This window comes from Paenibacillus sambharensis (assembly GCF_003233845.1).
In the GTDB taxonomy this organism is placed as follows: Bacteria; Bacillota; Bacilli; order Paenibacillales; family Paenibacillaceae; genus Paenibacillus_I; species Paenibacillus_I sambharensis.
In genome coordinates, this window is the sequence record NZ_QKRB01000031.1 from 15570 (window position 1) to 41887 (window position 26318).

The 26318-nt window shown below is 48.7% G+C and carries 24 protein-coding genes and 1 riboswitch; of the genes, 15 read left to right on the forward strand and 9 right to left on the reverse strand.

Annotated features, from left to right (window positions below; genetic code table 11):
• Positions 1 to 72: 72 nt before the first annotated feature.
• Positions 73 to 222: an aspartyl-phosphate phosphatase Spo0E family protein gene (locus DNH61_RS03940; protein WP_111145381.1), complete on the reverse strand. Its 150-nt coding sequence runs from the start codon at positions 220 to 222 to the stop codon at positions 73 to 75.
• A gap of 283 nt (positions 223 to 505) precedes the next feature.
• On the opposite strand from DNH61_RS03940, the gene DNH61_RS03945 reads away from it, so the two are divergent.
• The gene (locus tag DNH61_RS03945) at positions 506 to 1969 is read left to right on the forward strand and encodes a potassium/proton antiporter (protein WP_111145382.1); all 1464 of its coding nucleotides are present in this window, start codon (positions 506 to 508) and stop codon (positions 1967 to 1969) included.
• Positions 1970 to 2007: 38 nt separating this feature from the next.
• On the opposite strand, the gene DNH61_RS03950 is transcribed toward DNH61_RS03945, so the two are convergent.
• Together DNH61_RS03950 and DNH61_RS03955 are read right to left on the reverse strand one after the other, a co-directional pair.
• On the reverse strand, positions 2008 to 2556 hold the full coding sequence (locus DNH61_RS03950) for a GNAT family N-acetyltransferase (RefSeq protein ID WP_181438576.1): 549 nt from the start codon (positions 2554 to 2556) through the stop codon (positions 2008 to 2010).
• 108 nt (positions 2557 to 2664) lie between these two features.
• Entirely contained in the window at positions 2665 to 3126 is a 462-nt protein-coding gene (locus tag DNH61_RS03955; protein ID WP_245947913.1) for a C40 family peptidase, read from the reverse strand.
• A gap of 257 nt (positions 3127 to 3383) precedes the next feature.
• Here DNH61_RS03955 and DNH61_RS03960 point away from each other — a divergent pair, with 257 nt between their 5' ends.
• Positions 3384 to 3596, forward strand: a complete 213-nt coding sequence (locus tag DNH61_RS03960) for a hypothetical protein (protein WP_111145385.1) — start codon at positions 3384 to 3386, stop codon at positions 3594 to 3596.
• A gap of 108 nt (positions 3597 to 3704) precedes the next feature.
• Here the strand turns inward: DNH61_RS03960 and mgtE are convergent, their stop codons facing one another.
• The gene (mgtE, locus tag DNH61_RS03965; protein ID WP_111145386.1) at positions 3705 to 5063 is read right to left on the reverse strand and encodes a magnesium transporter; all 1359 of its coding nucleotides are present in this window, start codon (positions 5061 to 5063) and stop codon (positions 3705 to 3707) included.
• A gap of 270 nt (positions 5064 to 5333) precedes the next feature.
• Positions 5334 to 7652 (reverse strand): helix-turn-helix transcriptional regulator, encoded by a 2319-nt coding sequence (locus DNH61_RS03970; RefSeq protein ID WP_111145387.1) that lies wholly within the window; start codon positions 7650 to 7652, stop codon positions 5334 to 5336.
• 231 nt (positions 7653 to 7883) lie between these two features.
• Here DNH61_RS03970 and DNH61_RS03975 point away from each other — a divergent pair, with 231 nt between their 5' ends.
• From DNH61_RS03975 to DNH61_RS26690, 8 genes are all read left to right on the forward strand, one after another.
• A complete protein-coding gene (locus tag DNH61_RS03975; protein ID WP_425452215.1) occupies positions 7884 to 8846 on the forward strand; it encodes an AAA family ATPase in 963 nt (320 codons plus the stop codon).
• An 11-nt stretch (positions 8847 to 8857) separates the two neighbouring features.
• Entirely contained in the window at positions 8858 to 9961 is a 1104-nt protein-coding gene (locus DNH61_RS03980; RefSeq protein ID WP_111145389.1) for a DUF58 domain-containing protein, read from the forward strand.
• Positions 9958 to 11235 (forward strand): DUF4129 domain-containing protein, encoded by a 1278-nt coding sequence (locus DNH61_RS03985; protein ID WP_111145390.1) that lies wholly within the window; start codon positions 9958 to 9960, stop codon positions 11233 to 11235. The genes DNH61_RS03980 and DNH61_RS03985 overlap by 4 nt, the downstream gene beginning before the upstream one ends.
• 269 nt (positions 11236 to 11504) lie before the next feature.
• A complete protein-coding gene (locus tag DNH61_RS03990) occupies positions 11505 to 13112 on the forward strand; it encodes a GGDEF domain-containing response regulator (protein WP_111145391.1) in 1608 nt (535 codons plus the stop codon).
• Between the two features lie 55 nt (positions 13113 to 13167).
• Complete coding sequence (locus tag DNH61_RS03995; protein ID WP_111145392.1) at positions 13168 to 13533, forward strand: response regulator; 366 nt, start codon at positions 13168 to 13170, stop codon at positions 13531 to 13533.
• Positions 13526 to 16378, forward strand: a complete 2853-nt coding sequence (locus DNH61_RS04000) for an ATP-binding protein (protein WP_111145393.1) — start codon at positions 13526 to 13528, stop codon at positions 16376 to 16378. Before DNH61_RS03995 ends, DNH61_RS04000 begins: the two co-directional genes overlap by 8 nt.
• Before the next feature lie 175 nt (positions 16379 to 16553).
• Positions 16554 to 17105: an SMI1/KNR4 family protein gene (locus tag DNH61_RS04005; RefSeq protein WP_111145394.1), complete on the forward strand. Its 552-nt coding sequence runs from the start codon at positions 16554 to 16556 to the stop codon at positions 17103 to 17105.
• A gap of 129 nt (positions 17106 to 17234) precedes the next feature.
• Positions 17235 to 17675, forward strand: coding sequence for a WGxxGxxG-CTERM domain-containing protein (locus DNH61_RS26690; RefSeq protein WP_111145395.1), 441 nt, complete (start codon positions 17235 to 17237; stop codon positions 17673 to 17675).
• Positions 17676 to 17755: 80 nt separating this feature from the next.
• On the opposite strand, the gene xerS is transcribed toward DNH61_RS26690, so the two are convergent.
• Positions 17756 to 18829: a tyrosine recombinase XerS gene (gene xerS / locus DNH61_RS04015; protein WP_111145396.1), complete on the reverse strand. Its 1074-nt coding sequence runs from the start codon at positions 18827 to 18829 to the stop codon at positions 17756 to 17758.
• A 248-nt stretch (positions 18830 to 19077) separates the two neighbouring features.
• Between xerS and DNH61_RS04020 the strand changes: the two genes are divergently transcribed.
• The 5 genes from DNH61_RS04020 (at position 19078) to DNH61_RS04040 (ending at position 23824) form a co-directional block, all read left to right on the forward strand.
• Entirely contained in the window at positions 19078 to 19911 is an 834-nt protein-coding gene (locus DNH61_RS04020) for an alpha/beta fold hydrolase (protein ID WP_425452206.1), read from the forward strand.
• Between the two features lie 14 nt (positions 19912 to 19925).
• Positions 19926 to 20507: a nitrogen regulation protein NR(II) gene (locus DNH61_RS04025; protein WP_111145397.1), complete on the forward strand. Its 582-nt coding sequence runs from the start codon at positions 19926 to 19928 to the stop codon at positions 20505 to 20507.
• Positions 20508 to 20597: 90 nt separating this feature from the next.
• Positions 20598 to 20789: riboswitch (cobalamin riboswitch) on the forward strand.
• A 172-nt stretch (positions 20790 to 20961) separates the two neighbouring features.
• Entirely contained in the window at positions 20962 to 22017 is a 1056-nt protein-coding gene (locus DNH61_RS04030; protein ID WP_245947915.1) for a FecCD family ABC transporter permease, read from the forward strand.
• A gap of 1 nt (position 22018) precedes the next feature.
• Positions 22019 to 22786 (forward strand): ABC transporter ATP-binding protein, encoded by a 768-nt coding sequence (locus DNH61_RS04035; RefSeq protein ID WP_111145398.1) that lies wholly within the window; start codon positions 22019 to 22021, stop codon positions 22784 to 22786.
• Between the two features lie 30 nt (positions 22787 to 22816).
• A complete protein-coding gene (locus tag DNH61_RS04040; RefSeq protein ID WP_111145399.1) occupies positions 22817 to 23824 on the forward strand; it encodes an ABC transporter substrate-binding protein in 1008 nt (335 codons plus the stop codon).
• Positions 23825 to 24030: 206 nt separating this feature from the next.
• On the opposite strand, the gene DNH61_RS04045 is transcribed toward DNH61_RS04040, so the two are convergent.
• From DNH61_RS04045 to DNH61_RS04060, 3 genes are all read right to left on the reverse strand, one after another.
• Positions 24031 to 24375 carry an antibiotic biosynthesis monooxygenase gene (locus DNH61_RS04045; RefSeq protein ID WP_245947917.1) on the reverse strand — a complete coding sequence of 115 codons (345 nt, stop codon included), beginning with the start codon at positions 24373 to 24375 and terminating at the stop codon, positions 24031 to 24033.
• Between the two features lie 155 nt (positions 24376 to 24530).
• Positions 24531 to 24878, reverse strand: a complete 348-nt coding sequence (locus tag DNH61_RS04050; protein WP_111145401.1) for a winged helix-turn-helix transcriptional regulator — start codon at positions 24876 to 24878, stop codon at positions 24531 to 24533.
• Positions 24879 to 25595: 717 nt separating this feature from the next.
• Positions 25596 to 26315, reverse strand: coding sequence for a hypothetical protein (locus tag DNH61_RS04060; RefSeq protein WP_245947918.1), 720 nt, complete (start codon positions 26313 to 26315; stop codon positions 25596 to 25598).
• Positions 26316 to 26318: the final 3 nt, after the last annotated feature.

The window sequence follows — 26318 nt, forward strand, 5'->3', positions numbered from 1 at the left end:
TACGGCCGGTTGCCGTATGGCTGTTTAACATGTGCGGAGTAATTGATCTGATCGGGTAGTACTATGTATAGCTTAACGGCGGTTTTTCATCGACTGCACGATTAGCGTGTCTAGTTTTTGGCTCATCGTAATCACTTCAGGGTGAAGCAGGTTATAGTAGTTCTTTTCTGCCACTTGGAGAAGCTCATCTTTAAGCACGACAATTTTGTCTGCGAGACTCATGGTTAATCACCCTGACTTTCTTCATGTTTTTTGAGGACAGAGTCAGTATATCCCACAATTACTAAGAAACTATTAAGTAAGTGTGAGAATATCGGGTTCTTTTTTGCAGGCTGCGGACAGGAAACATGAGAGCGGAAAAATGCTCTTTATAATATTCACCCGATCACTTCCAATTGAAACCTGTTTTGTATAAATTATCGGCGAATTAGATTAGAAAATTCAAATGTGATAAAATTAATAGAAGAGCTTGCTTGAAGACTAGCAGAGATAGGGGTGAAGGGCAGTGCAATTTACGACAGACAACACCGTATTTCTGTTTTCTATTCTGCTGATACTCGGCGTATTAACCACTAAATTCTCATCGCGATTAGGACTGCCCTCACTAGTATTCTATATTGGTGTAGGAATGGTGTTGAGCAGGTTTATCTATTACGACAATGCGGCCCTTACGCAGTTATTCGGGATATTCGCGCTCATCGTTATATTGTTCGAGGGGGGTATGCAGACCAAGTGGAGCCGTGTCAAACGGGTAATCGCACCATCGGTATCACTGGCAACGCTTGGTGTACTGCTCACTACAGCTGTGGTTGGGGCGGCCGCCACCTTCATACTCCAGGTTACCTGGCTGGAAGGCATGCTGTTTGGCGCGATAGTTGGATCAACGGATGCTGCAGCGGTATTCGCGGTGTTAGGCAGCAAAAATATTAAGCAACGGCTCTCCTCTACCCTGGAGGCTGAATCGGGCACGAATGATCCAATGGCCGTATTCTTGACCGTTGCATTAATTGAACTGCTTCAGAACCCGGAAGCGAAATACGGCATACTGCTGCTTCAATTCATCCTGCAGATGGGTCTCGGCCTTACGGCAGGTTTAATTATGGGAAGGCTGGCCGTCAAATCAGTTAACCGCATTAATCTGGATTCATCAGGCCTTTACCCGGTATTCGCGATCGCTTTCGCAATATTCACCTACAGTGCAACCGCGATGATCGGGGGCAGCGGGCTGCTAGCCGTCTATATTATGGCTCTGATCGTGGGCAATTCGGATCTTACGTATAAGCATTCCATTATCCGGTTTCATGAAGGCTTTGCCTGGATGATGCAGATTCTGATGTTCATTCTGCTGGGGCTTCTTGTTTTCCCCGAAAATTTGCTCCAGGTTATATGGCAGGGGATTCTGCTTTCTCTCATCTTGATGTTCGCGGCCAGACCAATCGGAGTCTTCCTCTCTACGATGGGCATGGGATTCAGTACAAGGGAGAAGGTCGTGATCTCTTGGGCTGGCCTTCGCGGAGCAGTACCAATCGTGCTTGCAACCTATCCGCTGCTGGCTGGTCTGGATATCGGGCAGATGTTCTTTGATGCTGTATTCTTCGTGGTTCTCACATCCGCGCTCATTCAAGGTGCGACCATCTCGCCGCTGGCCGAGAAGCTTGGGCTTGCAGGCGGAAGCAAGCCGGTCGTACCTCATTCACTTGAGCTTGTATCCATAGGGAAGACGAGCAGCGAAATACTAGAAACTTATGTGGAGGAGCATTCTCCTGCGGCTGGCAAGTCCGTCAAGAGCATTCCCTTCCCGAATGAATGTCTCGTTACGGCCGTTATACGTGGTGACCGGGTGGTGACCCCTAACGGCAACACCCGGCTTAAACAGGGGGATACGGTCTACTTGATGATTAACAAGCGGGAGAGGGAACATGTTAAGCGTCTGTTCGCGGGAATTGATGCAGAGGGTGACGAGAGCTAAGAGAAGATGTTAGCGGTGAGGTCTAACCCTGCATGCAGCTACCGGCTGCTGAAAGCCTTGCGGTGAAAGTCGTTAATATAGCCGAACAGCTTCCGGCCACTGGCCGGGAGCGGGTGATCTGGGTCGAATGAGCAAACCAGGGCCCGATATGGTTCTGGCACCCATATATACTGATGGACATAGTCAGTTGCCATAAAGCCGCATCGGCACCAGAACGACAGCCGCCTGGCGTTCGTTTCATTATCCTCTGCCTCAATCTCGACGATCACGCCCTTGGCCTGCTGCACATCTGCTGCCCGCTCCTTGATCCGGTTGACCAAATGCACGCCCCATCCTTGTCCCCGCAGATCTTCACGAATGGCCAGGTAATCAATCAGCAGGGCCTGCCTGTCGTGTGACAACCCGGTTAATGCCATAGCTGCAGGGCCGGAATCATCCGTTCCAACATGCAGCTCACACATCTCTCTCTGAAACATTCGTCTGATTACATGCTCAGGCTTAGCGCCGCTGGGGAAGGCCTGCAGATACAGTTCCCGGGCTTGTGCCCAGCGTTCCTCATTCCACTGTCCAGTCAGAGTCCAGTTCATGGACATTTCACCCCCAGGCTGTTGCTGTTATCCTAACCAATATACCCGTAAAAATAAAACGCCGCACATCAGGATTAATCCCGTGTGCGGCTCTTGGTCATATGGTTATTATAAAACGCGGCGTGCTGTTACATAGTTCTTGCTCCAGTATCCGGAAGAGATGCTGGATTCCACAACACCCTTACTGCTGGAAGTGTGGATGAATTTATTGCTGCCCGCATAGATGCCGACATGGCTAATTCCCTTACCGCTCGTGTTAAAGAATACGAGATCACCTTGGCTTAGGTTGTCCTTGGAAACCTCTTCGCCAACCTTTGCTTGCCCTTGTGAGGTGCGGGGGAGTTTAACTTCGGCTTGCTTGTAAATGTATTGGGTAAAGGATGAACAATCGAAAGCATAGTTAACGCCGCTAGGTGCTCCGAACCGGTAAGGTACGCCTAAGTATTCCTTGGCGGTTGCGATCATTTCCTCACTTTGGGGAGTCGCTGCGTGCACTTGAGAAGACGAGCCTAAGGCTAAAGCCGAAAACCCGATGGTGGCGCTCAGACTCACAGCGGCAAGGCGTTTCATGAATGATTTCCTAAGCATCTGTTATGTAGTCCCTCCATCTGGATGATTGTCGTTGATGACTGTTTACACTATACCATACCTAAATTTTTGATAAATTCGTAGATGAGGTGATTTTTCCCGTTCTTCCAATGGTTTCATCTGTTTATGAGATTAACGTGAGAATTTTCTCATTTTCGTTTCAATCTCATATTTGGTGGATTCCGCCTGGAAGAGATTGTGATAGACTGATAGCATCAAGCGATAAGGAGTCTACACAGATGAGTGATCAAGACCTGATGATATTGCTGGCCTGTGCGCTGTTCATGGTATCCGGGGTACTGGCGTTAATTGCTGAGAGCAAGGAGGGTACTTTCTCGGAGAAATGTGTGAGTTTTGGGGTAAGCCGCGGCTTGTCTGTCAATCTGCTGTGCGGGTTTACGGGACTTGCTGGCGCCGCTTCCTTCTGGGCCCTTATGCAGCTGTTCAATTGAGATGCTTGCACTATGATTATAAATTTAGCGGACTTTGTGTTTATATAAAACGAGCAGCAGCCCGGAAAGATTGTCCTTTCCGGGCTGCTGCTATATTTATACGGAGCGTTAAAGCAGGTAGGAGAGAAAGGCGGTTGCAATGCCAAAATAGATAAGGAGGGACAGCACATCGTTCAGCGTGGTGATGAGCGGTCCGGATGCAATAGCCGGGTCAATCTTCAGCTTATTCAGCAAGAGCGGGATGACCGTGCCGGCCAGTGTCCCCAGAATCAGGGTCAGCAGCAGGGAAACGCCGACGACTAGCCCGAGGGTCAGGCTGCCCTGCCAGACATAAGCGATAATCGTAACGAGGACACCGCAGGTGAGCCCGATCAGCAGCCCGACTGTAAATTCGCGTTTGACAAGCCTGAATATTTCCTGCCTGTCCATCTCCCGGCTGATCAGGCCTCTCACAACAACAGCGAGTGATTGCGTCCCTGTATTGCCCGTCATTCCGGCGATCATAGGCATGAAGAATGCCAGTGCTACGATCTGGTTCAGCGTGTCTTCGAAGCGGCTGATAATTGTGCCGGAGACTAGTCCGATGAAGAGCAGCAGAACAAGCCAGGGCAAACGACGGATGGCTGCTGTTCCGGGTTTGGTGTCGAAGTCAATGCCTTTGGCGCCGCCCGATAGCTTATGAATGTCTTCGTTGGCTTCATGAACGATAACATCCATGATGTCATCAACCGTTACAATGCCCGATAATACCTGTGATTCATCTACAACAGGGAGCGCCAGGAAGTCATATCTTCTCATAATAGTCGCGACTTCCTCCTGATCCGTATCCACAGTAACGGAAATAACCCTTGTGTACATAATGTCCGCTATCTGGTCGGTGGCATCGGCCAGAATCAGGTCGCGGTAAGAGACGACCCCGATAAGCTTCTTCGCCTCATCAATCACATACAGGTAACTGAGCGTTTCAGAAATTTCAGCGAATTCCCGTATTTTCCCGACGGCTTCTTTAACCGAGTAATAGAGAGGAATCCATACATAACGGTTCGTCATAATGCGGCCGGCGGTCTCCGGCGGATAATTCATCAGCCGCTGCACGTTCTCGGATTCCTCCGCATCCATATCGGCGAGGAACCGGTTCCGGTCTTCTTCAGTCAGAGAATCCAGGAACAGAGCGAGATCGTCGTTGTCCATTCTGTCCATGACCTCTGTCGTCCGGTTCCGGCCAAGGAGACGGAAAGCATCATACTGGGCAGTTGGAGTAAGTTCCTGCATCATATCGGCAAGCAGCCGGGTATCCAGCATGCGGAGCAGCTGAGGCTGCTGCTTAGGTTCAAGTGAGACGAACAGCACGGCGATATCAAAGGGCTGAAGCTCCTGTAGAACGGCAAGACAGCCTGTTAGATCCCCTGCTTTTAAATGATTTTTATATTGAACAATAAAGGACTCGTTCGTTTGTTGGTCCTGCAAACTATCACTTCCTTCCGGTGCTGCGTAAAGGGCTACTCTAGATTATGCCATATTTTCTCCCTCAGAAAAAATCCCAGTAAGGGCTTCTGCCCGAGTGCCTTCTCATCTGTATTAATACCCGATTCCGAAGCCGTTGACTTGGCAAGCCGCTGTATGGGAGAGAACGAAAGGGGAAACGCTTTATCCGGCAAGCTGAGCAGGGGCTGCTCCTGAGGCAGCTGAAGACTACCTCGCAGGAACAGCCCCTTGCTTTAACAGGCTTATTGGCAATCAGGCCATCTCTCTGGCATGCAGGGTTAGCCGGAAGTCACTCGGAGTCATTCCGAATGCCTGTTTGAATTTCTTGGTGAAATAAGCAGGATTGTAATACCCGACACGATTAGCAATTTGCTCGATGGTTGACTCCGTTGTCTGGATAAGATTTTTTGCGTGTAGCAGCCGCTCCTGCGTGACGTATTCCACAAAGTTGTCGCCGGTTGCGGATTTGAATATTTTGCTGACATAGGCTGGGCTGAGCGAAACATGATCAGCGACGGCGTTAAGCGATAGGTCGCCATCGAGGTTGTCACTGACATAGCGTTTGATACGGTCGACAATGTCCTGGCTTCTGCTTCCGGAACGCTCCTTGCGGATGGCTGACAGGGAGGACAGGGCCGCCTGCTGCCAGTCTGCATACTCACGGATGGATGCAAAATCCTCTATGCTGACAATATCCTGCACCGACAGATCCGACGGGGCGATATTCAAGTCCAGCAGGCACTGACGGAACGTATGCTGTAAATCCGCGGCTGACTGGCAAGCATAGCTGGCAGAGTATGGACCGTTGACCAGCTTGTCCACAATCGTAAGGAGGATAGCAGCTGCATCTGCTTCATCGCCGGCTTTTAATGCTCTTAGCCAGGCAGAGCTCCATTTGCCTTCTAGGAGCGATTCATTGGTTTCCCGCAGCTTCCATCGGCTGCCATGAAACCAATCTTCGTCCGGCATGAGGAAACGATACTGCATATAAGCCTCTGCCTGCTTGTAGGATTGCTGAGCGCCGAGGGGATTTTCCTGCCAATCTCCCAGCGCCCCGGTCAGCCTTAACCGGAAGTTAGCGTAGGCATAGGACTGCAGCTGCAGGAACCGCTTGGTTATCGAATCGTCGTCCGCAAGACTTCCGCAGGCAATGCCGCTGATCGTCTGGCCAAAGGTCTCCACAGCCAGCACAAACAGCTTTTTCTCATTGCCGCTCTCCAGCATATCGATCAGATGGTACATAATAAACTGGGCATTTTCTATCGTCATGGACGCCATCGTTTGGTTATCGAGCCTGATTTTGAAGCAGGCCGTGTGAGCTAGTGAGGAAAGCCCCAGCATCTGCAGCCGGTCATCGAGCTCTTCCCGGTTCTTCAGGGTATTCTGAAGGAGCCCTGTTACCAGGCTGTGTTTAACAAGCGGCATGTTGGCATCAAGTGTCTTCTCCAGCTGGGTAACCTTAACGGACAAATTGTCGATCAGGCTATTGATCTGCACATATTCATCTGCATCCTTACGGACAGCGGGGGAGTCCTGGAATAGATGCCTGGTGCGTTCCATCAGTGTGCGAAGCGGGTGGTAGATTCGGCTGGTAAAGATATTGGAGACAACCGCGCCCAGCAAGATAGCGACGAGGCCAATCACCAAGATTACCTGCTGAATGGTTCTTGACTGGGCATAGAATTGCTCTACGGGCGTTAAGCTCGCTACTGTCCAGCCATTCGCTGAGGGAAGATGCCGGTAGGACAGCATATGTGCATCTTCGCCTATTGTTATCATATCACTGCCTGTGCCGGCTCTTGACATAACCTCAGGTTGTACAGCTTGGGCAAGCAATCTCTCCTGAGCAGGGTCGTTGGAGATCAGCAGGCCGCCGGGACCTATAATGGCGAGCTGGCCTTCATCAACTCTCCGGTCCGGGGACTGCAGCACCCGTGCAACCGCATTCTTGTTTACGTTAAAGAGAATGTAGCCCGAATTGCTGTCATCATGTACGTAGGGATAGGCGGCTGCAAAAGTGAATACTGTGCTGGAAGTCGGTCCGGCTATACCGGCAGGCACATGGTCCGACCATAGAAAGTTGCTGCCGCCGAAGGGTTGGCGGTCGAGCCACTGCAGCTGCTTCCAATCCTCGGAGCTGGAATAGGACTTGTAGCCCTCCAGTGAAGAGATCATCATCCGGTTCTTACGGTAATAAACGGCTACAGAATCCAGCAGCCCGCCGCTGGAATTAACGATGTACTTAAGATGCTGATAGGCTTCGGAGATCTTGGCATTGTTATCTGCTACCGGCTGCTGAAAGAATAAGAGCACATCATTCTTGTTACGATAATTCGATGACAGCTCGATATAGGCGCTTTGCACCTTGTGAAACACCTGCTGCTCTACCGTATGCTGAACATTGCTTAGCATACGGTTATGTACGCGTTCAACCTCACGGTTGAAATTATCGGTGAAATACATATAGGAGGCCGTACCCATAAATAAGGTGGTCAGGGCAATTAGTACCGCATAGGAGAAGAGCAACCGGAAAAATATAGTATTGAATCGTTTGGGGATCGGGAACTTCATGACGCTTACCTCCGTGCCTGTGTCAAAGATGAGTTCATTATATCGAAACAATGTCCGGAGTTATTTTAAGATTATATGAAGGGGGCGAGAGGGTTTAACATGGAAATTTGTTCGCGACAGGGAGCCGGCTTCAGCCAACTAGTTAACATAATATATATTATGTAATCCATTTGCTTCATCACTACTTTCGAGCTACAGTAATCTATAGAGAGCATCGAAGGGATGAATGAGATGAAAGCAGAAGCCGTACAGCTAGTTGCAGACAAAGTTAGAACCAGTGTCGGTCATGTTATTGTAGGCAAGGAAGCGATAATCGATAAGCTGCTGATCGCGATGCTGACAAGCGGGCATGTTCTGCTGGAGGATGTGCCCGGCACCGGTAAAACGATGCTGGCCAAGGTGCTGGCATACTCGCTTGACTGTAAATTTAAGCGCATACAGTTTACGCCGGACCTGCTGCCATCCGATCTGACGGGCATTCATTATTACAACCAGCAGAGCGGGCAGTTCGAATTCCGGCCGGGACCGCTGTTTACGAACGTTCTGCTGGCAGACGAAATCAACCGGGCAACTCCGCGGACGCAGTCCAGCCTGCTTGAGTGCATGGAAGAGCGGCAGGTCAGCATCGACGGCCGGACAGAGGTGCTCGAGCGTCCATTCCTCGTGATTGCGACTCAGAATCCGGTTGAAAATCAGGGCACCTTCCCGCTTCCTGAGGCACAGCTTGACCGGTTTCTGTTCAAGCTGCGCATGGGTTACCCTTCTGCCGAAGAAGGCGTAGCGATTCTTAAACGCTTTATGGAAGCCAGCCCGATGGATGAAGTAAAGCCTGTTGTTACAAGGGAGGAACTTGCAGCGGCTCAGGAGGTATGTTCCGGGGTGAAGGCACATCCCGATTTGCTTGGCTATATTGTTGCATTAGCCGAGGCCAGCCGTTCGCATGAGGACATACATACAGGGATTAGCCCCAGGGGAACCCAGGCGCTGCTCAAGGCATCTCAAGCCTATGCGGCTCTGCAGGGGAGAGACTATGTAACACCAGATGATATTAAAGCATTGGCTATCCCTGCGCTGGCACATCGCATGCTGCTGCGAGGCGGCAGCCGCTTGAAGCCGCAGTCCGCAGAGCTGCTGGTGGAGAGGCTGCTGATGCAAATACCGGTTCCCGCAGAAGCGGACATGCCGGTCAGATAGGGAGCGCAGGTATGGGCTTTCACTATTTGCTGCTGGCTGCGGCAGCCTTGTTCCTGCTTCAGTCCCTGATATTTCGCCGGTTTAGCCTGCGGGCCATCCAGTATGAACGAAGCTTGTCAGCTTCAGCCTGCTTTGTCGGAGATGAGATTGAGCTGATCGAGCGGCTCTCCAATGAGAAGTGGCTGCCGGTTCCCTGGCTGCGTGTGGAGTCACAATTCAAGAGCGGTCTTCACTTTCGTTCCCTTGCAAATCTCGATGTCAGCAGGGGTGACATTTATCAGAACCATAAGAGCTTATTCAGCTTATCGCCCAATATGCGGATTACCAGGCGGCATTCAGTCACCTGCCTGAAGCGGGGACTTTACCGCCTTGAGTCCGTTTCGATATCGGCTGGTGACCTGTTTGGCCTCTATCCGGTCACAGAGCAGCGAGCCTTTGACATCCGGCTGATCGTCTACCCTGATCCGATGCCGCTGGACGAACTGCCGGTTAGCAGCTCAAGCTGGCAGGGTGATATCGCTGTTAAGCGATGGGTGGTCGATGACCCGTTCGCTGTAGCAGGGACAAGAGAATATAGAGCCGGCGACTCGCCAAAGAGCATTAACTGGTCTGCAACCGCCCGATCCGGGAAGCTGCAGGTGCACAAGCGGGAATACACCTCGGACATTCGCCTGATGATTGCGCTCAATGTGGAGGATCGCGAAGGCATGTGGAAGGAAGCGACAGATGTAGAGACAATCGAGCAGGCCATCCGTATGGCAGCGGGTTATGCGGAATATGCCGCGAAATACGGGCTTGAAGCCGGTCTCGCCTCCAATGGCGGACAAGCAGAAGCAGAACGGGAAATGATATGGCTGCCTAGCGGTAGCGGCATACAGAATTTGAGCTTACTGTATGAAGCGCTGGCCAAGCTGATTCCTTACAGGGTGCTTTCCTTTCACGAACTGATAGATAGTATGGCTGAACAGCTGGAGGAGCGAACCGATATCCTGCTGATTACTGCTTACCGGAGCGACAAGATGAATGAAGCGGCTGAGCGTCTAAGTATGCTCGGCCACTCTGTAAACTGGGTATTAGTTCCTGGCGCGTCGGGCGGGGAGGAGGTGAATGCATGAGCCGGTTCCTGGGTACTGTGCTGTGGCGTGGAGCTATTGAGACGTTGATGTTTCTGCCGCCACTTATTGTGGCTGCTGAATATTGGTTTGCAGGGCCGCTAGGATGGCTGTGGATACTGACTATGCCGCTGATCTATCTGGCTGGTTCCCTGAATAAGCTGCTAACACGTAACAGGATTGTATTGGCCTATCGCCTGCTTATCGCCATGCTGTTTGGCGCCCTTCCAGCCACCCTCTTGTCAGGCTTCAGCTGGTATACGGTTCCGGCTGCACTCGCAGGTGCCTTCTTCGGTTACCGTGGTGCCGAGCCGCTGGACCCGGGAGACCGGGCACAAATCAGTCAAGTATTGGCTCCTTCGGTCCTGTTGTATTTTGCCGGTTCTGCAGCCTCCGGAAGCGTCGATCGATTATCCGCATACAGCCTGGTTTGGCTGTTTGCAGGCTTAGCCGCGCTCCTGATAATCGCATTTCGCTTAAACAGGATCATGCTGCTGAGTGCCAATTTCAACGAACAATCAGACAGATCACTGCCAGCTATGGTATTAAACCGTAACCGCGGGCTCATTCTGTGCTTCCTTGCAGCATCCGTTCTGTTAGCTGCAGCCGGCCAAATCCAGCGGGGGCTGGAGTGGCTAAGACGCCAGCTGCAAGCCTTGCTTGCCCTGCTGTCATCCGGCGAAAGCGCCCCTCCGCCTGAAACACCGCCTGCGAGTACCCCTCCGCCTGAAGAGATGCTCCCGCCACCTGAAGGCGAGCCATCTATGTTCTGGAAGTGGCTTGAAGTTATACTTATGTATGCCGTACAGATTCTGCTTGTGCTTGCAGCCGGATGGGTTCTATACAAGCTGTTTCGGGCTGCGCCTGGATTATACCGTTTGGTCAGCCGCTGGCTGATGCGCTTTTCCATTAGGAACGGGGAGGCAGCGTATACAGGGTATATCGATGATATCGAGACGCTTCAGCCAAAGAAGAACTGGCGGGAAACTGTACGCGAACGTTTGACTGCAGCACGTTTGTTCGGCGAGGGCTGGTCACAGTGGACGGAGGAACGGAGAATCCGCTACCTGTTCCGTAAGCGGTTTGCCGATGAGGCCAGGAGGTCCGGCTACCGGTATCAGTTATCGAAGACACCGAAGGAAAATATGCAGCAGATCAGCCAGCAGCCGAATGCGGACATGAATGACAGAGAACTATTCGATTGGTACGAGCGTGTACGTTACGGAGGTGAAACGCCTCTTGAGGGTACAGCTGACCGACTCGGGAAGAACAAATAAGCTGCAATCAGTTATCCACCCTCCGGGTGGTTTTTTTCTTTTTAAAGCTAATATGAGCTTATGTTCAGTGATCTTCTCCCAAGCTGGGGTTAACCATGTCAACTATTGGTTATGAGTTTTTATGTTAGATTTTCGTTAGATGCAGGAATCTCTAAACTTATGTCGAACTTTGTAGTATTTGAGACTTTAATCTCGTTTTGTTGACGATGAGCCGGAGAATAGATGAACGTTTAAGGAAGACGTAGCCACTAACGATTGCGGGTGACAACATGAGGAAATATCAAGAAGCATTGATTAGCTCTATACAGAAGCAGATGGAACAGTGGTTTGAGCAGGAACGCAGCTTTCTAGCTCATGAAGAGCTGTACCGGTTTTTGCATTCCGTTAGCGGAACGTCCGGCACGATCGGCATGGCAGAATTATCGGACAAGGCCAGGCAGCTTATGAATGAGCTTGGTGAACTTCCAAGGCAGCCGATTCCTATAGAAGAGGCACGCTCCTTTCTGCTGCCGCTTCTTGCAGAGTGTTATGGCCCGGATGATCAGAACGGCATGCTTCCGGAGGCGCTGTTTACCATGTCCGTATCAGGACGCAAGGAACAGCCCATTGTATTACTTGCTGATGAGGACGCCACATTCCTGATTTACATGAAAGAAGAGCTGGAAAAACGCGGGTATATGGTGCTCGCAGCTACTGACCCTCATGAGACGCTGAAGTATTTGCATGATTATCGACCGGATTGCCTTGTGCTTGACCTAAACATGAAGCAAGTGAACGGCTTTGATCTCATATTGTCGCTCCGCGAGAAGATGAAGTATCAATTCATTCCCACTACGATTGTATGCGAAGTCGACGATCGCGCAACTCGAATCCAGGCCTATAGGCTGGGGGCAGATGATTTTGTAGCTAAGCCCTTTGATATGGGAGAATTCATTGCCAGGCTTGAACGCCAGCTGGATCGCAAGAAGCTGTTTGACCGGATCCAGCAGTATGACGAGACAACAGGAGCGCTCAAGCAGGAGTCATGGCGCCAAGAGTTTGAGCTGTATGTTCACCGTTTGAAAGATGAAGAGCATTTTGTACTCGCACTCACAGATGTGAACGGTCTCCGGGTTATTAATGAAAACAGCGGCCCGCATATTGGAGACCAGGTGATGCACGCTGCCGCGGAAGCTTTGCGCGGTGTGATGTCAGATGAAGATGGGCTTATTCGGTATTCCGGTGCTAAATTCCTCGTTCTAATTAAGAGTGAGGAGGGAGCCGAAGACAGAATGAGGCTGGCTGCAGAACGCTTTGCTCAAGTGGGCTTCCCAACTGACCAGGGAGTTATCCGCGTCAGTATGACGGTTGGTGCTGTCCGGGTAGGACGCACATCTCCTGGTGGCGAGACATGCGTGGCACGCGCACAGGCCGCCATAGGGAAAGCCAAGCAGAGCAGACTTCCGGTTTATTTTGTCCATCAAAATGAGGAAAAACTTCGCCGTATCATCCGGGTAGCCATTCTGGACGCTGACTCGATGATCCGTTCCCTGCTGTATGAATATGCGAAGTCGGCCTTCCCTGATTATGTGGATGGACAAATCCGAAGTTATCGTTCGGGCGAAGAGCTGCTTGATGATGAATGGCTGAAGAGCAGCGACCCGTACATGATTGTCCTTGACCGCAATACGTCTGGGCTCGATGGACTGCAGGTTCTCAAGCTTCTGCAGCGGTTGGATAATAAGGATCAATTCACAATTCTCATGCTTACGCGGGACAACAATGAAGCGGACAGGGTTAAGGCGCTGGAGCTTGGTGCCGATGATTATATGATGAAGCCGTTCAGCCTTCGGGAGCTGGAGGCAAGAATCCGCCGCTTGGCTAAGAAGTTGGTATAGGAATGAGATATATACTGGAATTATCATCAAGAACGATTGTAATAGGAGGAGAAGCATGGCTGCGATACTGCTAGCTGAAGATGAACCTGTTCTGCGCATGCTCGTTATGGATTCTCTCGAGGATGAAGGCTATGAGATTGAGGTAGCATGTGACGGGGAAGAAGCGTTCGAACGAATACAGGAACGTGAGTTTGATCTTATCATTCTCGATTACATGATGCCCAAGATGACGGGTATTGAGGTTATTGAACGAACGCGTGAACTGGAAAACAGGAAGCATACGAAGATTTTAATGCTTTCAGCCAAGAGTCAACAGACTGAGCAGGATAAGGTGCTGCAAGCCGGAGCTGACGATTTCATGTCTAAGCCATTTAGCCCTTTGGATCTCATTGCTAAGGTGGGAGATATGCTGGATGGCTAAATGGAGACGGTTTTACCGGGTCAGCATAACACGCCGGTTCATGTCCATGCTGATCTTCACGATCATGCTCATCCTGCTGGGATCGATACTAATGGTTTGGGGTTCTTCCAGACTTCTCAGTGATTATGAGGCATCCACCCGGGAGATGAAGACCAAACAAGAGCTTGTATCTGATATCGCACTTCATACGAACGACATTATTCTAAGGGCACGCGGGTATTATGTGTACTTGACTGACTTTGAATACGAGCAGATCTTCGAGCAGAAGGAAGCCTTGGAGAAGTCGATCGCAGAATTCAAACAGCTGGGTCTTACCACCTCAGAGCTGGAGATCATCCAGGCTATAGAAGCGTTCTTCGATACTTACTTCTCTAGTACGCTGCCTGTTGCTGTCGAGTATGCTAAATCGGGTAACTATGAAGCTTTGCGCAGTTTGATATCGGCCGATGCGTCTAACCCTGTCAATGAACTAATCAGCTATGCAAATGACTTTGAAGCCTATCTGAGAAAAGCCGAGCAGGAGAAGAATACTCAGCTTGTCCGTGATTTTGCAAGACAGGGCATCTTGTTTATCCTTTATGTCGGACTGATTCTCGTTATTAGTTTGTTCATTGTACGCCGTATGTCCGTAGATCTTGGCGGCCCTCTGAGCAATCTGTCATTAGCAGCAAGCAGATTTGCCCGGGGCGACCATGCCCACTTTGACTACCAGGAACGTGAGGATGAGATTGGAAGGTTGGCCCGTTCGCTGGAGACGATGATGATTACGCTGCATTCTAAAGAAGAAGAGCTTGTGGCGCAAAATGAGGAGCTGCTTGCCCAGCAGGATGAACTGCAGATGCAGCAGGAAGAGCTTGAACATGCGCTTGGCAAAATGTCCGAGAATGAGCGGTTTCTGCAGAAGCGGAATCTTCTTGTACAGTCGCTTGCCAATACGCTGAATAAACAGGAGCTGCTCGACAGTATCATAACAAATCTGGTTAAGCTTACGGGTTCCGATAAAGGTATGATCATTCTGACTGGCAATGGTGGCGATTATTCCGCATATGGCTTGAGCGATAAAGCGGCGGAGCATTTTGCCAATCATTATGGTGAGAGCCTGATGGCACGGGCGATTCAGAAGAGAAACCTCTATATCCATGAGCGGGAGGCAACCGATGCGGAGAGAGCTTATCATTTAGATGGGATAAAAGTTACGGATACTTATGTACCCGTGCTCGGTGACAATGATGAGATCATTGCATGTCTGCTGCTGACCAAGATTGGCAGAGAGCTAAGTGACCAGGAACAAGAGGAAATCAGCGGTCTTGCTACCCAGATCTCACTTGCACTGGCCAAGCTTGGCATCTATGAGGAATCGGAATACCAGCGCCAAATCAACCATGATATGCTCAACACGATCCAAGAAGCCGTTCAGCTAGTGGATACCAATGGTTTGACTCTGCATGTGAATCGGATGTGGTATGAAATGTTCGATTTGAAGACATGTGTTGAGTATGGTGGCAGGATGGAGTTAGCAGACTTCAATGAGCTGCTGCAGAAGAAGGTTGCAGAACCACAGGCTCTTATTCAATTTATTAAACAGGTTGTAAAGGGTGAAGTGGCGGGCGTTACTAGTATGAATTATGAGCTCCACGAGCCTGTGAAGCGTTATGTTCAAATTTATTATGAACCGCTATACCGCGGATCAGAATTATTTGGTGTACTGCTCGTACACAGGGACATAACGAAGGAATATGAAGTAGACCGTATGAAATCCGAATTTGTCAGCACCGTCAGTCATGAGCTTCGTACACCGCTGGCAAGTGTATTAGGTTTTGCGGAACTGCTGCTGCACCGGGAGCTTAAGCCGGATAGACAGAGGAAGTATATTAGTACCATCCATCAGGAAGCCAGAAGGTTAACGACATTAATTAATGATTTTCTGGATCTGCAGCGGATGGAGTCCGGCAGACAAAGCTACGATATGAAGCCTGCTAAGCTGGGTGAGCTGGTGCAGGAAGCCATGGAACTGCAGAAGGTTAATGTCAGCAGCCATAATCTGATCTGGAAAGATGAAGCACGGGAAGCGATTGTATTTGCAGACAGGGACAAGATGCTGCAGGTATTCACGAATCTGATCAATAACGCCATTAAATATTCCCCGCATGGCGGTAAGATTACGATCCATCTCCGTACCGAGAAGGGGAGACTTCTGGTTACAACCCAGGATGAAGGGCTTGGTATTCCGGCAGACGCCCTGCCAAATCTGTTCAATAAGTTCTACCGGGTAGACAACAGTGACCGCAGGGAGATCGGGGGGACAGGACTTGGCCTTGCGATTGTCAAGGAGATCATCAACCGTCACAAAGGAGATATCTCTGTCCACTCAGTATTGGGAGAAGGCAGCGCCTTTACAATAAGTCTGCCTTTATTTGAGCCGCAGGAACAAGGCGGTGAAGAACAAAGCTACCCTTCTCCATCAGATACGGGTGCAGCCGATATCATGCTGATCGAGAACGACCGGAACCTCGCCGTTATGCTCCGGGAGGAGTTGGAAGGCAATGGCTACCGGGTGCATCTGTTTACGGAAGGCAGTACAGCAGTCCATGCAATGAAATCCATCAGTCCTAAGGTAGTTGTGGTAGACCTCATGCTGGAGACAGAGTTTGACGGATGGGCAGTCATTGAACAGATGCGCAGTGAGGACAAGCTAAACCAGATCCCGATTGTCATTTCGAGCGCATTTGAAGAACAGGACCGTGCGGCCAAGATGGGCATCAGGCATTTCCTGATAAAGCCTTATGAGCCTCATAAGCTAACGGTTATAATTCAGACGATCCTGAATCAAGAGCCTGCTGTATAAATGAATTCAGCTCCTTATCCCTATACTAGGGTAAGGGGCTTTTTTTTACGCACGCTCATTTAATGTTACAAAATATTAATGTTATTAAATAAAAGATACATTCTGCGGATGGTAAGATTATGGGAAAGAAAGTTCGGTTAATGAGTAACAAACAGCTGGTGAGGAGATGATGGGTATGAACAGATACACAAACTTGAATGACAAGCATCTGGATGTGGATTGGGTTGAAGTGACGAGAAGGTACATAAATGAGCAGGCAAGCTCGCCTGATCTGCCTCCTGCTCTGACAGAAGCAGAAGTAAAGGAAGCGGAGGAGAGGCTGGGATATCCGCTGCCCAAGCTGATGCGTCAATTATATATGAATGTTGGCAACGGAGGATTCGGCCCGGGACTTGGATTTCTGCCGCTGCTGCCGATAGAGGAAGAGGGTGAGTCAGTTACCTCCATTGTCGAGGCTGACCGAGAGACGGATCAGGATGGCATACTGCAGTTCTATATGCCGCTGTTCAAATGGGACGAGAATGGTTATGGCTATATGCATCTGGAAGAAAATGACAACCATGTTATGATTGCGGACAATGATTACCTGCAGGATGAGTTTGACCGTAACAAACTGCTCGCAGATCAGTATCCGATTATCGCATCAACCCTCGAAGGCTTGATGCAGGATTGGCTTGCGGGCAAACCGATGACTGCGGAAAGCTACGGAATGAACTCGCAGATGTAGGCTTCAGGCTCTCATGCCAGCAACTGCCACCCCTGAATTGAATGACCGCCAGTCATAAGGGGAAAAACAAGTTTGGGTTAAGCAGTATTCTTAGCTCAAACTACAGTGCGGAAGGGTGGCAGCAAAAGCATGAAGCGAGCAATCAAAACAGCATTGGCTGCATCGTCTCTAATGGTAGTATTGTCTGTACCGGCGTTCGCGGAGAGCGGAGCCAGTGCCGCTGGTTCTTCCATGACAAACCGCGGTGGTATGGGAGCCACAACAGTTACGAATGGCACGGATGAGTATGGCACACGCGGTATGGCTGGTACTACGGCAGGCACTAACGCTTATACAGCAGCCAATGGCAACAACCGGGGCATGAACAACTATACCACGGATACCAACAACAACAACGGCTTCCGCAGGTATGGTGTCAACAGCGCAGGTAATGGCAACAATACGATGACTGGTCAACGTCTGAGAGCGAATGCTGCTAATGACGGTATGGACTGGGGCTGGCTTGGTCTGCTAGGCCTGCTAGGTCTGTCCGGTCTTCGCGGACGCAATCGTGACCGTGAAACGACCTGATAATTTGATCATGCCTTCATGAATGAGACAGGGCAAAAGCGGCTGAATCAGCCGCTTTTGTCTTTTGTTTCGGAAGAACACTATTCTTTATCGATTGCTTCTGCCATCGTGCGGTCCGTGAGATGAGCGTAGATCTGCGTCGTCTCAGGGGAGGCATGCCCGAGCTGTTCCTGTGTCTTATAGATGTCATTCCGGACATAATAATCCGTGGCAAATGAATGCCGCAGCTTATGGACAGACAGATATGGCTTGCCGAAGCGCTTGGCGTATTTGATCACCATCTCTTGAATGGCCCGTTTCGTCATTCGTGAGCCTTCGGACCTCCCGTTCGCCATAGCAAGGAATAAGGCTTTTTCCCTCTTGGGCGGCTTGTACATCGTCTCACGCTGCGCTAGGTATGCGGCTAAATCCTCGGAAGCATCCTTGCGAAAATAGACGGGCGTTTTGAAGGTGTCGTCGTTCTTGCCCTTACGGAAGACATACAGCAGCTTTTTCTTCATATCCACATCGTCCACATTCATATTGACAACCTCGGAAACCCGAAGCCCTGAATGCAGAATTAGTGAAACGATGCATAAATCCCTGATTTTGTTTTTTTCATAGGCGTATAGAGCCTGCTTGTTGCCCGAGACGTCTGCGGGATAAATATCTGCTATATAGTGAAGAAATTCTGTGATTTCTTCCTCCTGCAGCAGCTTGCCCTCCAGCTTGGCCGCCGTATCCTTCGGCTTATGAGTACGCTTGATTGCCACTTTGGCCATGACATTCCTTTTGAGAAGGGGGTAGAAGTTCTCATCTTCTGCAATCTGGCTTAAATAATGGAACAGTGACCTGAGTGATGACAGCTTGCGGGATATGGTAGTCCGGCTGTTGGATTTCTCCTTATAGGTAGATAAGAACATCTTGTATTGGTCCACACTGTCCATATGCAGGGTTTCAAGGATGGTGATCGGTATTTCCTTCATCCTGGCGGCGTCGGTTAAGCCCTCAGCCATCAGCCAGTTGAAGAAGGTTTCATAATCACGGACATATTCAAGCAAGGAGGAAGGCGATAAGTCAGGCAGCTTATAGTCGATAAACTTTTCTACATACCAAGGCATATGGGGGACTCGCTTATCAAGTTCCTGACGGTCTTTCATTTTGATGACATTCATATTGGAGCACCTCTTTATGGATGAGCTTGATAGTCGAAGAAAAAGAATACATAATAATGATTATGTAAACAATAATCTGATTTTTCTTATTTCTATTATCGCAGAATTATGAGTTATGAACCAGCTGTTAAAGGGTATATCTTCAGGGAGGTTCATGGGTTGATGGCAAGTTGTGTTATACTGGCTTCAAGTTACTTATCAAGTGAATGACAGAGATGAAAGCAGCTTATTCTTAAGGAGATTAGTCTATGATGGATATGGTTGATGTATATAAACGAAACCATGTGAATGTATCTGGGCATGGGGAAAGACCGATCATATTCGCACCCGGGTTCGGCTGCAATCAGAATATGTGGCGGCTGATCGCGCCAGCATTTGAAGATCAATATAAGGTCGTGCTGTTCGATTATGTTGGAACTGGTCTTTCTGATCACCAGGCGTATGATCCTATACGTTATGGGGATTTGCTGGGCTATGCTGAGGACTTGCTCCAAATCTGCGAAGCGATAGACGCAAGGGACGCTATACTGGTGGGACATTCTGTAGGCGCTACGATTGCGATGCTCGCGGCAAACCGGGATCCGCAGCGTTTTGCTCATTTGATTATGATTGGACCGTCACCTTGTTATGTGAATGATCCGCCGGATTACTACGGTGGTTTTACGAAGGAAGATCTTGAGGGTCTTATTGAGCTTTTGGATAAGAATTTTGCCGGCTGGGCTAACTACTTGTCAGGGGCGGTTATGCAGAATCCGGATCGTCCTTCACTTAGTAGAGAGCTGGAGGAAAGCTTTTGTTCCATTGACCCGGAGATTGCCCGCCGGTTTGCTGTGGCGACTTTTTTTGCGGATACCCGGCAGGAGCTGCAGAAGGTGAGAGTACCAGCACTCATTATGCAGTGTCAGGGAGACATAATAGCGCCTGTGGAAGTGGGGGAATATGTACATGACCAGCTTCCGGGCAGCATTTATCAGCTTATGCAAGCCACCGGACACTGTCCGCACCTCAGCCATCCAGAGGAAACGATAAGCATAATCCAGAGTTATTTAGACTCCATACCAACGATTGATTCGACAGAATGACAGGTGGATGTTTTATGGATGAAAGGTTGAATACTGTTCCTTGTGGCTTTGTATCCTTGACGGAAGAACTGAAGATAGCTGAAGTGAATACAACCTTACTGATCTTATTAGGCTACAGTGAACAGACCAAGTTGAAGGGACAGCCGATTAATCTAATATTGTCGGGTCCCAGCCGTATATTCTTCAATATCTATTTCACTCCGCTGGCGACACTGAATAACAGGGTGGACGAAATGTTCTTAACCTTGCAGACGACCACCGGTGAGAACCTGCCCGTACTGTTAAATGCTGCTCGCCATGAGATAAATGGGGGGATGCGCTACGAATGCATTGTATTCCCTATCCGCAGGCAGTTGGAATATGAGCAGCAGGTGAATAAAGCGGAAAATGCCGCTGTTAAAGCAAAATACAAGCTCGAACTGCTGCAGGCATCGATTACGCATAAACAACAAATTGCAGCCAAGCTTGAAGAGCAGATTGAACAGTATGATCAGGATCTATTGCAGAAAAAGCTGGAGCTAGAGGCAATACGGGTGGAACTGGCCCAATTGAAGAGAAGCAGCCAGACGCCAGGTGACCGCGGCAATGAACGCTAAAAGCACAGCACGATAAGACTGCTACTGGCAGATAGACAAAGTATGGATTTTGTAGTAGTCTACATTCTATGATCGTCCAACTAAAAATTGCATATCGGATATTTAACAGGTGCTAATTATCATGAATTAGCTTAAAAGGGAAGCTGGTGTAATTCCGGCACGGTTCCCGCCACTGTAAGTCAGAGCAGCCTGCAGGATGTCACTGTTACTCTTGGAGTAATGGGAAGGCGCAGCGCGGCAATGAAGACGAGTCAGGAGACCTGCCTGTTTAATGCGCACGTTTGAACCTACGGGATATAGGGGGTGTTTACGAAAGAGCTGTTGATCGCAGTATATTAACAGTACTATTTTTGTGAGCATTTAGACTTCTGCCGGAGTTTAAATGCTCTTTTTTCGTTCGTTTGGCACGTATTCGAGGGAGATGATTCTTATTGAAATAAAGCAAGCCAGCCATATGAAAGCGGCAGTTAAGAATATTCCTATGCTGCCTATCATAGTGGCCCTCATTCTGCTGCTTGGCGCCTCAATGACTTTCGCCGTAATGACTGGTCCGGTATCTATTCATCCTGCTGCTGTGTGGAAAATCGTATTCTATCATACATTCGGCAGCAATATGCAGGTCGACTGGTCTTCCGCTGAAGGGAATATTGTCTGGAACCTGCGATTGCCCAGAGTCATTATGGGAACGATCGTCGGTGCCGGTTTGGCGATAACCGGAACGGCTATACAAGCCCTGGTGCGCAATTCATTGGCCGATCCCTACATACTGGGTGTTTCCTCCGGCGCTTCGGTTGGCGCTACATTGGTTATTGTGTTTGGGGTCTTCAGCTTCTTGGGACATTACGCAATCATGATCTCGGCATTTACCGGTTCTATCCTTTCGATAATCTTGGTGTTCTTCCTCTCGCAGGTTTCCGGGAAAATCTCTACCATTCGACTGCTGCTGGCCGGAATTGCTGTATCCATGATCCTGTCAGCGATCACCAGCTTCATTGTGATTTCTTCTCCACAGGAGGAAGGTGTTCGGAATGCATTGTTCTGGATGATGGGAAGTCTATCCGGCACCCGGTGGGAGTACCTGCCGATTCCAGCTGCTGCGGTTATGGTTGGTCTGCTGTTATTATGGTCTCAATATCGCGCCTTGAACATTCTGCTCATGGGCGAAGAAGCTGCGGTTACAATGGGAATTCCGATCGAGGCATACCGCAAATTCCTTATTCTTGTAACGGCTCTAATAACAGGCGTATTAGTATCGTTTTGCGGAGCGATCGGATTTATCGGGTTAATGGTGCCTCATATCGTGCGTCTGCTTATGGGCTCCGATCACAAACGAGTGCTGCCGGTTAGTGCATTAACAGGGGCTATTATTATGATATGGGCGGATATATGTGCCAGAGAAATTATTTCGCCTGAGGAGATGCCAATTGGAATCGTTACGGCGCTTTGCGGAGGGCCTTTCTTTCTCTGGCTGCTCAGAAGAAGCAGTTATTCCTTTGGAGGAGGCAGATAGCGTGACTGTTTCAGTAGAGAACCTGAGCTCGGTCATAGACGGGCGGGAGATTTTGAAGGACATCCAGCTAACAGCCCGGCAAGGCGAATTTATCGGCTTGATTGGTCCGAACGGGAGCGGGAAATCCACGCTGTTAAAGCATATTTACCGGCTCCTCAAACCGGACACCGGGACTGTTTATTTGAGTAATCAGGATATATTTGCCCTTCCGTCACGCCAGGTGGCGCAAAGCTTGGCGGTCGTTAGCCAGGAGTCGCCGCTGTTATTTGATTTTACCGTAGAGGAAATCGTAGCCATGGGAAGATCCCCGCACAAGAGGCTGCTGGAAGCTGATACGAAAGCGGATCACGCAATCGTGCTGCAGAGTCTAGAACAGGTTCAAATGCAGGCCTATCGTCAAGCGAATTACGCTTCGTTATCCGGTGGCGAGAAGCAGAGGGTAATGATTGCAAGAGCGCTTGCCCAGAATGCCAGCGTTCTCGTTCTGGACGAGCCCACGAATCATCTGGATATCCATCACCAGCTGCAGATCATGGATCTGGTCAAACGGTTAGGGTTGACTATCATTGCCGCTCTGCATGATTTGAATATTGCAGCAGCTTACTGTGACCGCATCTATGTCATCGACGAAGGCAGAATTGTGCGGTCGGGCCAACCGGTGGAGCTGTTGACGACAGCGCTGCTAAGAGAAATTTTCAGAGTAGAGACGGATATCCGCATACATCCTATAACGCAGAACTTGACGATCACTTATCTCTCGCCGAGCTAGAAACTATTATGATTATGGGGGCTTTAAAAGATGAAAGAATATAGAAGAGTGATGTTAATGGCATTAATTATTATGTTGGCTGGTATGGCTGCAGCATGCGGGCAGCAGGAAGTGCCTGCTTCCTTGACAGTGGGTACAGCTGCTAACCAATCGGGCAATGCCGGGGGCAGCGAATCCGTCATCATTGAGAACTCAGGCCGTACCATAACCTTTGAAGAAGCGCCTAAGAGAGCAGTCAGTCTGAATCAGCACGCTACCGAAATCATGCTGGCTCTAGGTTTGGAGGATTCTATGATCGGGACAGCCTACCTGGATGATCAGATTCACCCTAAGTATCAAGCTGCTTACGACAAAGTGCCTGTGTTATCCGATCAATATCCCAGTCAAGAGGTGTTCCTTGGAGCTGAGCCTGATTTTGCTTATGCGGGCTGGAAGAGCGCGTTTTCCGACAAAGCGCTGGGGTCAACCGAACATCTTGAGTCGATGGGAATCAAATCCTATATCCAGGAATCCTCCAATATGAACGGCCCGACAATGGAGGATGTGTTTCGGGATATTAAGAATATTGGTTCAATCTTTAGAGTAGAAGAGCGGGCAGAGAAGCTGGTTGCGGATATGGAAGCCAAAATTGAAGCCGTCCATGCCAAGGTTGCTGATATTGAAACGCCTGCGCGCGTATTTGTATATGACAGCGGTGAGAAAGAGCCATTCACGGCGGCTCAGAATTTTATGAATGAAATGATCACGTTGGCAGGCGGCTCCAATATATTTAACGAGATTAATAAGGGCTGGGCGACTGTTACTTGGGAGGAAGTTGTAAACCGTAATCCTGAGATTATTGTGATCGTAGATTATGGTGATACCACCGTGGAGCAGAAAAAAGAGTTTTTACAGAATTATGCTGCTTTACAAGATGTAACAGCTATTAAGGAACAGCGCTTCATTGTTCTGCCGCTGTCTGCCTGCGCCGAAGGAATCCGAGGTCCCGAAACCGTTGAGACGTTAGCGAAACATATGTATCCGGAAAAGTTTGAGTAATGATCAGCTGGAACAGAAAGAAGAAACAGTAATTTAAGCGAACTAAAGCGCATGGTTGGAAAAAACGAAGAAAACCGGGAAAGCCCGGTTTTCTTATTTAAACCGCTACTACTTTTGCACAAAATCCGTATTTTGTACATATGTATATATTTGTTGTTCTAGCCTTTTATCCTGAACAAAAAAGCCGCGATTAATGCGCGGCGGCTTTATCGTCTCACATTCGTCAGTGTACTTCCCCATTCACCGACTGGTTCAAGCCAGCTTACGATCCTATCATCAATAAGGTTGGTAAGCGCACTTTCATACTCAGCACGATAAGGTTTAGTAAGTTCGTGCTGAAGCCAACTTTCTCTTGTTCCCTGCCAAATCTCATAGATGACAAGATCATCAGAATGATCAAGATCATCGGAGACGATCGCATTTACAAAGGCAGGTTCACTTTTGAAGTTGCTAATCATCGCAAACAGACTGTCACGGAAAATTTCTTTCTTACCAGGCTTAATTTTGAAACGGATATTGAGAATTACTTGATTGGTGTTTGTTGACATCATAATACACTCCTTAATTATTCTTTGATTTCCTTCCTGCTCACCATCTCATTATGTACCATGTATCACTATAGAAATAGTACGTACTTTTAGGTTATATAGTAACCAAAAAGTAATAATTGTGATAAAGTAAGGAATAATTGATTTTTGAAATAACACTATTCTATATTTAATCTCCGATATTCATCCTTGCTCATTGTCTTCTCTGCATAACTTAGACCCCAATCACAAAGAGCTCGCAAAGTAGGTTCAAGTGATTTACCCACTTCTGAGATTGAATATTCCACTTTTGGTGGTACCTGATTGTACATTTTTCTTATAATCAGATGATTACTCTCCAACTCCCGTAACGACTGGACTAACATTTTCTGAGAAATTGATGGTATAAGTCTTTTCAATTCACCGGTCCGTTTAGGACCTTTTATTAAGTAATACAGAATAAGAGGTCTCCACTTGCCGCCAATAACATCTAAGGTGATTTCCAGATCACAATAAAAAGTTTTCAATTGAGAAACACCATCCCTCGTTTAATTCCCATTATTATAGTACATAGTTTGATTTAATCCATCTCCCTAAATCGTGTCTTTTCAATTACTGTGTTCTTTCGCTTGGAAATCTCCAAACCGTTCCACCTCGGCAAGGCGAAGATCCTACATGGGCAGAATGCTTCTCGCAATTCAGCATAGACATCTTGCCGAAAAGTAGGTGCGGCGTATCCTCTTCTAGAATGTATGTAATGACATTACTAATTCGGAGGTCTCCTGTTGCGCGAGCTCTTATAATTATCCCAAACGGGTTATGTCCGGGCGAATGATCCAATGATACAATTGATCTATCAACCTTGGAGGTGCCCTATGTCCGAAGGATGAAGATCCATACCTCTCTTCCCGTTTGCATCATATGTCCACCACGAGCGCGCCGATGATAGACCAAACGTGAGCTCTGAAAGAAAAAAGCACCTCTTGTATACTGGGAAAGGTTCCGACCAAGAACAAATCCCATATACGAAAGAGGCACTTAATATGAAGTATAAACTTAAGCAGAAACAGATTCTACGCATCACACAAATTACCGATTCAACGCTGCTCGAGCAGTAGATCTCCGAGGTATCGAACTCGGAAAAGACTGTACGTTCCACAATGATGTGAGCGGGCTGACGAAGCTTGCAACTTGGATGAAGGAGCTTAAACAAACTCATGCCAAGACAGCCACAGAACTAAATACTAGTCCAGAAGGCTGTAGATCTGAATGCTCTCCACCTTGGCATTCATGATACGAAACGACATCACATCCACATAATTAGATGGCTCGTAACGGAAGTGATCCTCCTCATCAGGGGCTCCTTCACCAAGCAGTTTCCCCTCAGGGTAGGCATTCTTTAGTGTATCTAGGCTATCTCCTACTTTAATGTTTCGAACTGTCGCGTACTTAGGATCTGTAATTTCGATATGAAAAATGGAGTCTTGTATCCCCTCCGGTATACTGATTGTTTTAATTTCCAGACCAGGATACGTATAAACCTTTTCTGTAAAACCGATTAACGTATCCATGTTTTTTCCATCGTCAGCACTGTAGGTATGAGAATTCAGGTTATCCGGTTTGCCGAGCATCTGTTCCATCTGATCTTCATTCGCTGTATCCATAATCGCAATGGTGTTCTCATTATAGACAAAAGCAAGCTCCTTCAGCACCACATTGCCTTCCTTCTCCATCGAACCTTCCTTAATAGCTTCACCACTCTGTCCTTCCGAATTTCCTGGAGCAGGCGCAGTAGAATTTGATACTCCATCGCCTTTGGGCTGTTCGTTCAAGGTGTTCTTTTCAGCCGAGTTCTGCGCCGCTTCTGGCGACTTGGCACCATTGGATTGACAGCCCGTCAGCGCCATCGTTAGTAAGATACTGAGCAGTAAAACAGCTGTAGCTTTGTTTATCGATTTCATCATGAT

Coding starts and splice junctions, on each gene's coding strand:
- DNH61_RS03980 (WP_111145389.1), top strand. CDS start 8,858: ATGGGCTTTCACTATTTGCTGCTGGCTGCGGCAGCCTTGTTCCTGCTT.
- DNH61_RS03985 (WP_111145390.1), top strand. CDS start 9,958: ATGAGCCGGTTCCTGGGTACTGTGCTGTGGCGTGGAGCTATTGAGACG.
- DNH61_RS03970 (WP_111145387.1), bottom strand. CDS start 7,652: ATGAAGTTCCCGATCCCCAAACGATTCAATACTATATTTTTCCGGTTG.
- DNH61_RS04040 (WP_111145399.1), top strand. CDS start 22,817: ATGAAAGAATATAGAAGAGTGATGTTAATGGCATTAATTATTATGTTG.
- DNH61_RS03975 (WP_425452215.1), top strand. CDS start 7,884: ATGAAAGCAGAAGCCGTACAGCTAGTTGCAGACAAAGTTAGAACCAGT.
- DNH61_RS26690 (WP_111145395.1), top strand. CDS start 17,235: ATGAAGCGAGCAATCAAAACAGCATTGGCTGCATCGTCTCTAATGGTA.
- DNH61_RS03995 (WP_111145392.1), top strand. CDS start 13,168: ATGGCTGCGATACTGCTAGCTGAAGATGAACCTGTTCTGCGCATGCTC.
- DNH61_RS03940 (WP_111145381.1), bottom strand. CDS start 222: ATGAGTCTCGCAGACAAAATTGTCGTGCTTAAAGATGAGCTTCTCCAA.
- DNH61_RS04000 (WP_111145393.1), top strand. CDS start 13,526: ATGGCTAAATGGAGACGGTTTTACCGGGTCAGCATAACACGCCGGTTC.
- DNH61_RS04005 (WP_111145394.1), top strand. CDS start 16,554: ATGAACAGATACACAAACTTGAATGACAAGCATCTGGATGTGGATTGG.
- DNH61_RS03955 (WP_245947913.1), bottom strand. CDS start 3,126: ATGAAACGCCTTGCCGCTGTGAGTCTGAGCGCCACCATCGGGTTTTCG.
- DNH61_RS04025 (WP_111145397.1), top strand. CDS start 19,926: ATGGATGAAAGGTTGAATACTGTTCCTTGTGGCTTTGTATCCTTGACG.
- DNH61_RS04020 (WP_425452206.1), top strand. CDS start 19,078: ATGATGGATATGGTTGATGTATATAAACGAAACCATGTGAATGTATCT.
- DNH61_RS04060 (WP_245947918.1), bottom strand. CDS start 26,315: ATGATGAAATCGATAAACAAAGCTACAGCTGTTTTACTGCTCAGTATC.
- xerS (WP_111145396.1), bottom strand. CDS start 18,829: ATGAATGTCATCAAAATGAAAGACCGTCAGGAACTTGATAAGCGAGTC.
- DNH61_RS04030 (WP_245947915.1), top strand. CDS start 20,962: ATGAAAGCGGCAGTTAAGAATATTCCTATGCTGCCTATCATAGTGGCC.
- DNH61_RS03990 (WP_111145391.1), top strand. CDS start 11,505: ATGAGGAAATATCAAGAAGCATTGATTAGCTCTATACAGAAGCAGATG.
- DNH61_RS04045 (WP_245947917.1), bottom strand. CDS start 24,375: ATGATGTCAACAAACACCAATCAAGTAATTCTCAATATCCGTTTCAAA.
- DNH61_RS03950 (WP_181438576.1), bottom strand. CDS start 2,556: ATGAACTGGACTCTGACTGGACAGTGGAATGAGGAACGCTGGGCACAA.
- DNH61_RS03960 (WP_111145385.1), top strand. CDS start 3,384: ATGAGTGATCAAGACCTGATGATATTGCTGGCCTGTGCGCTGTTCATG.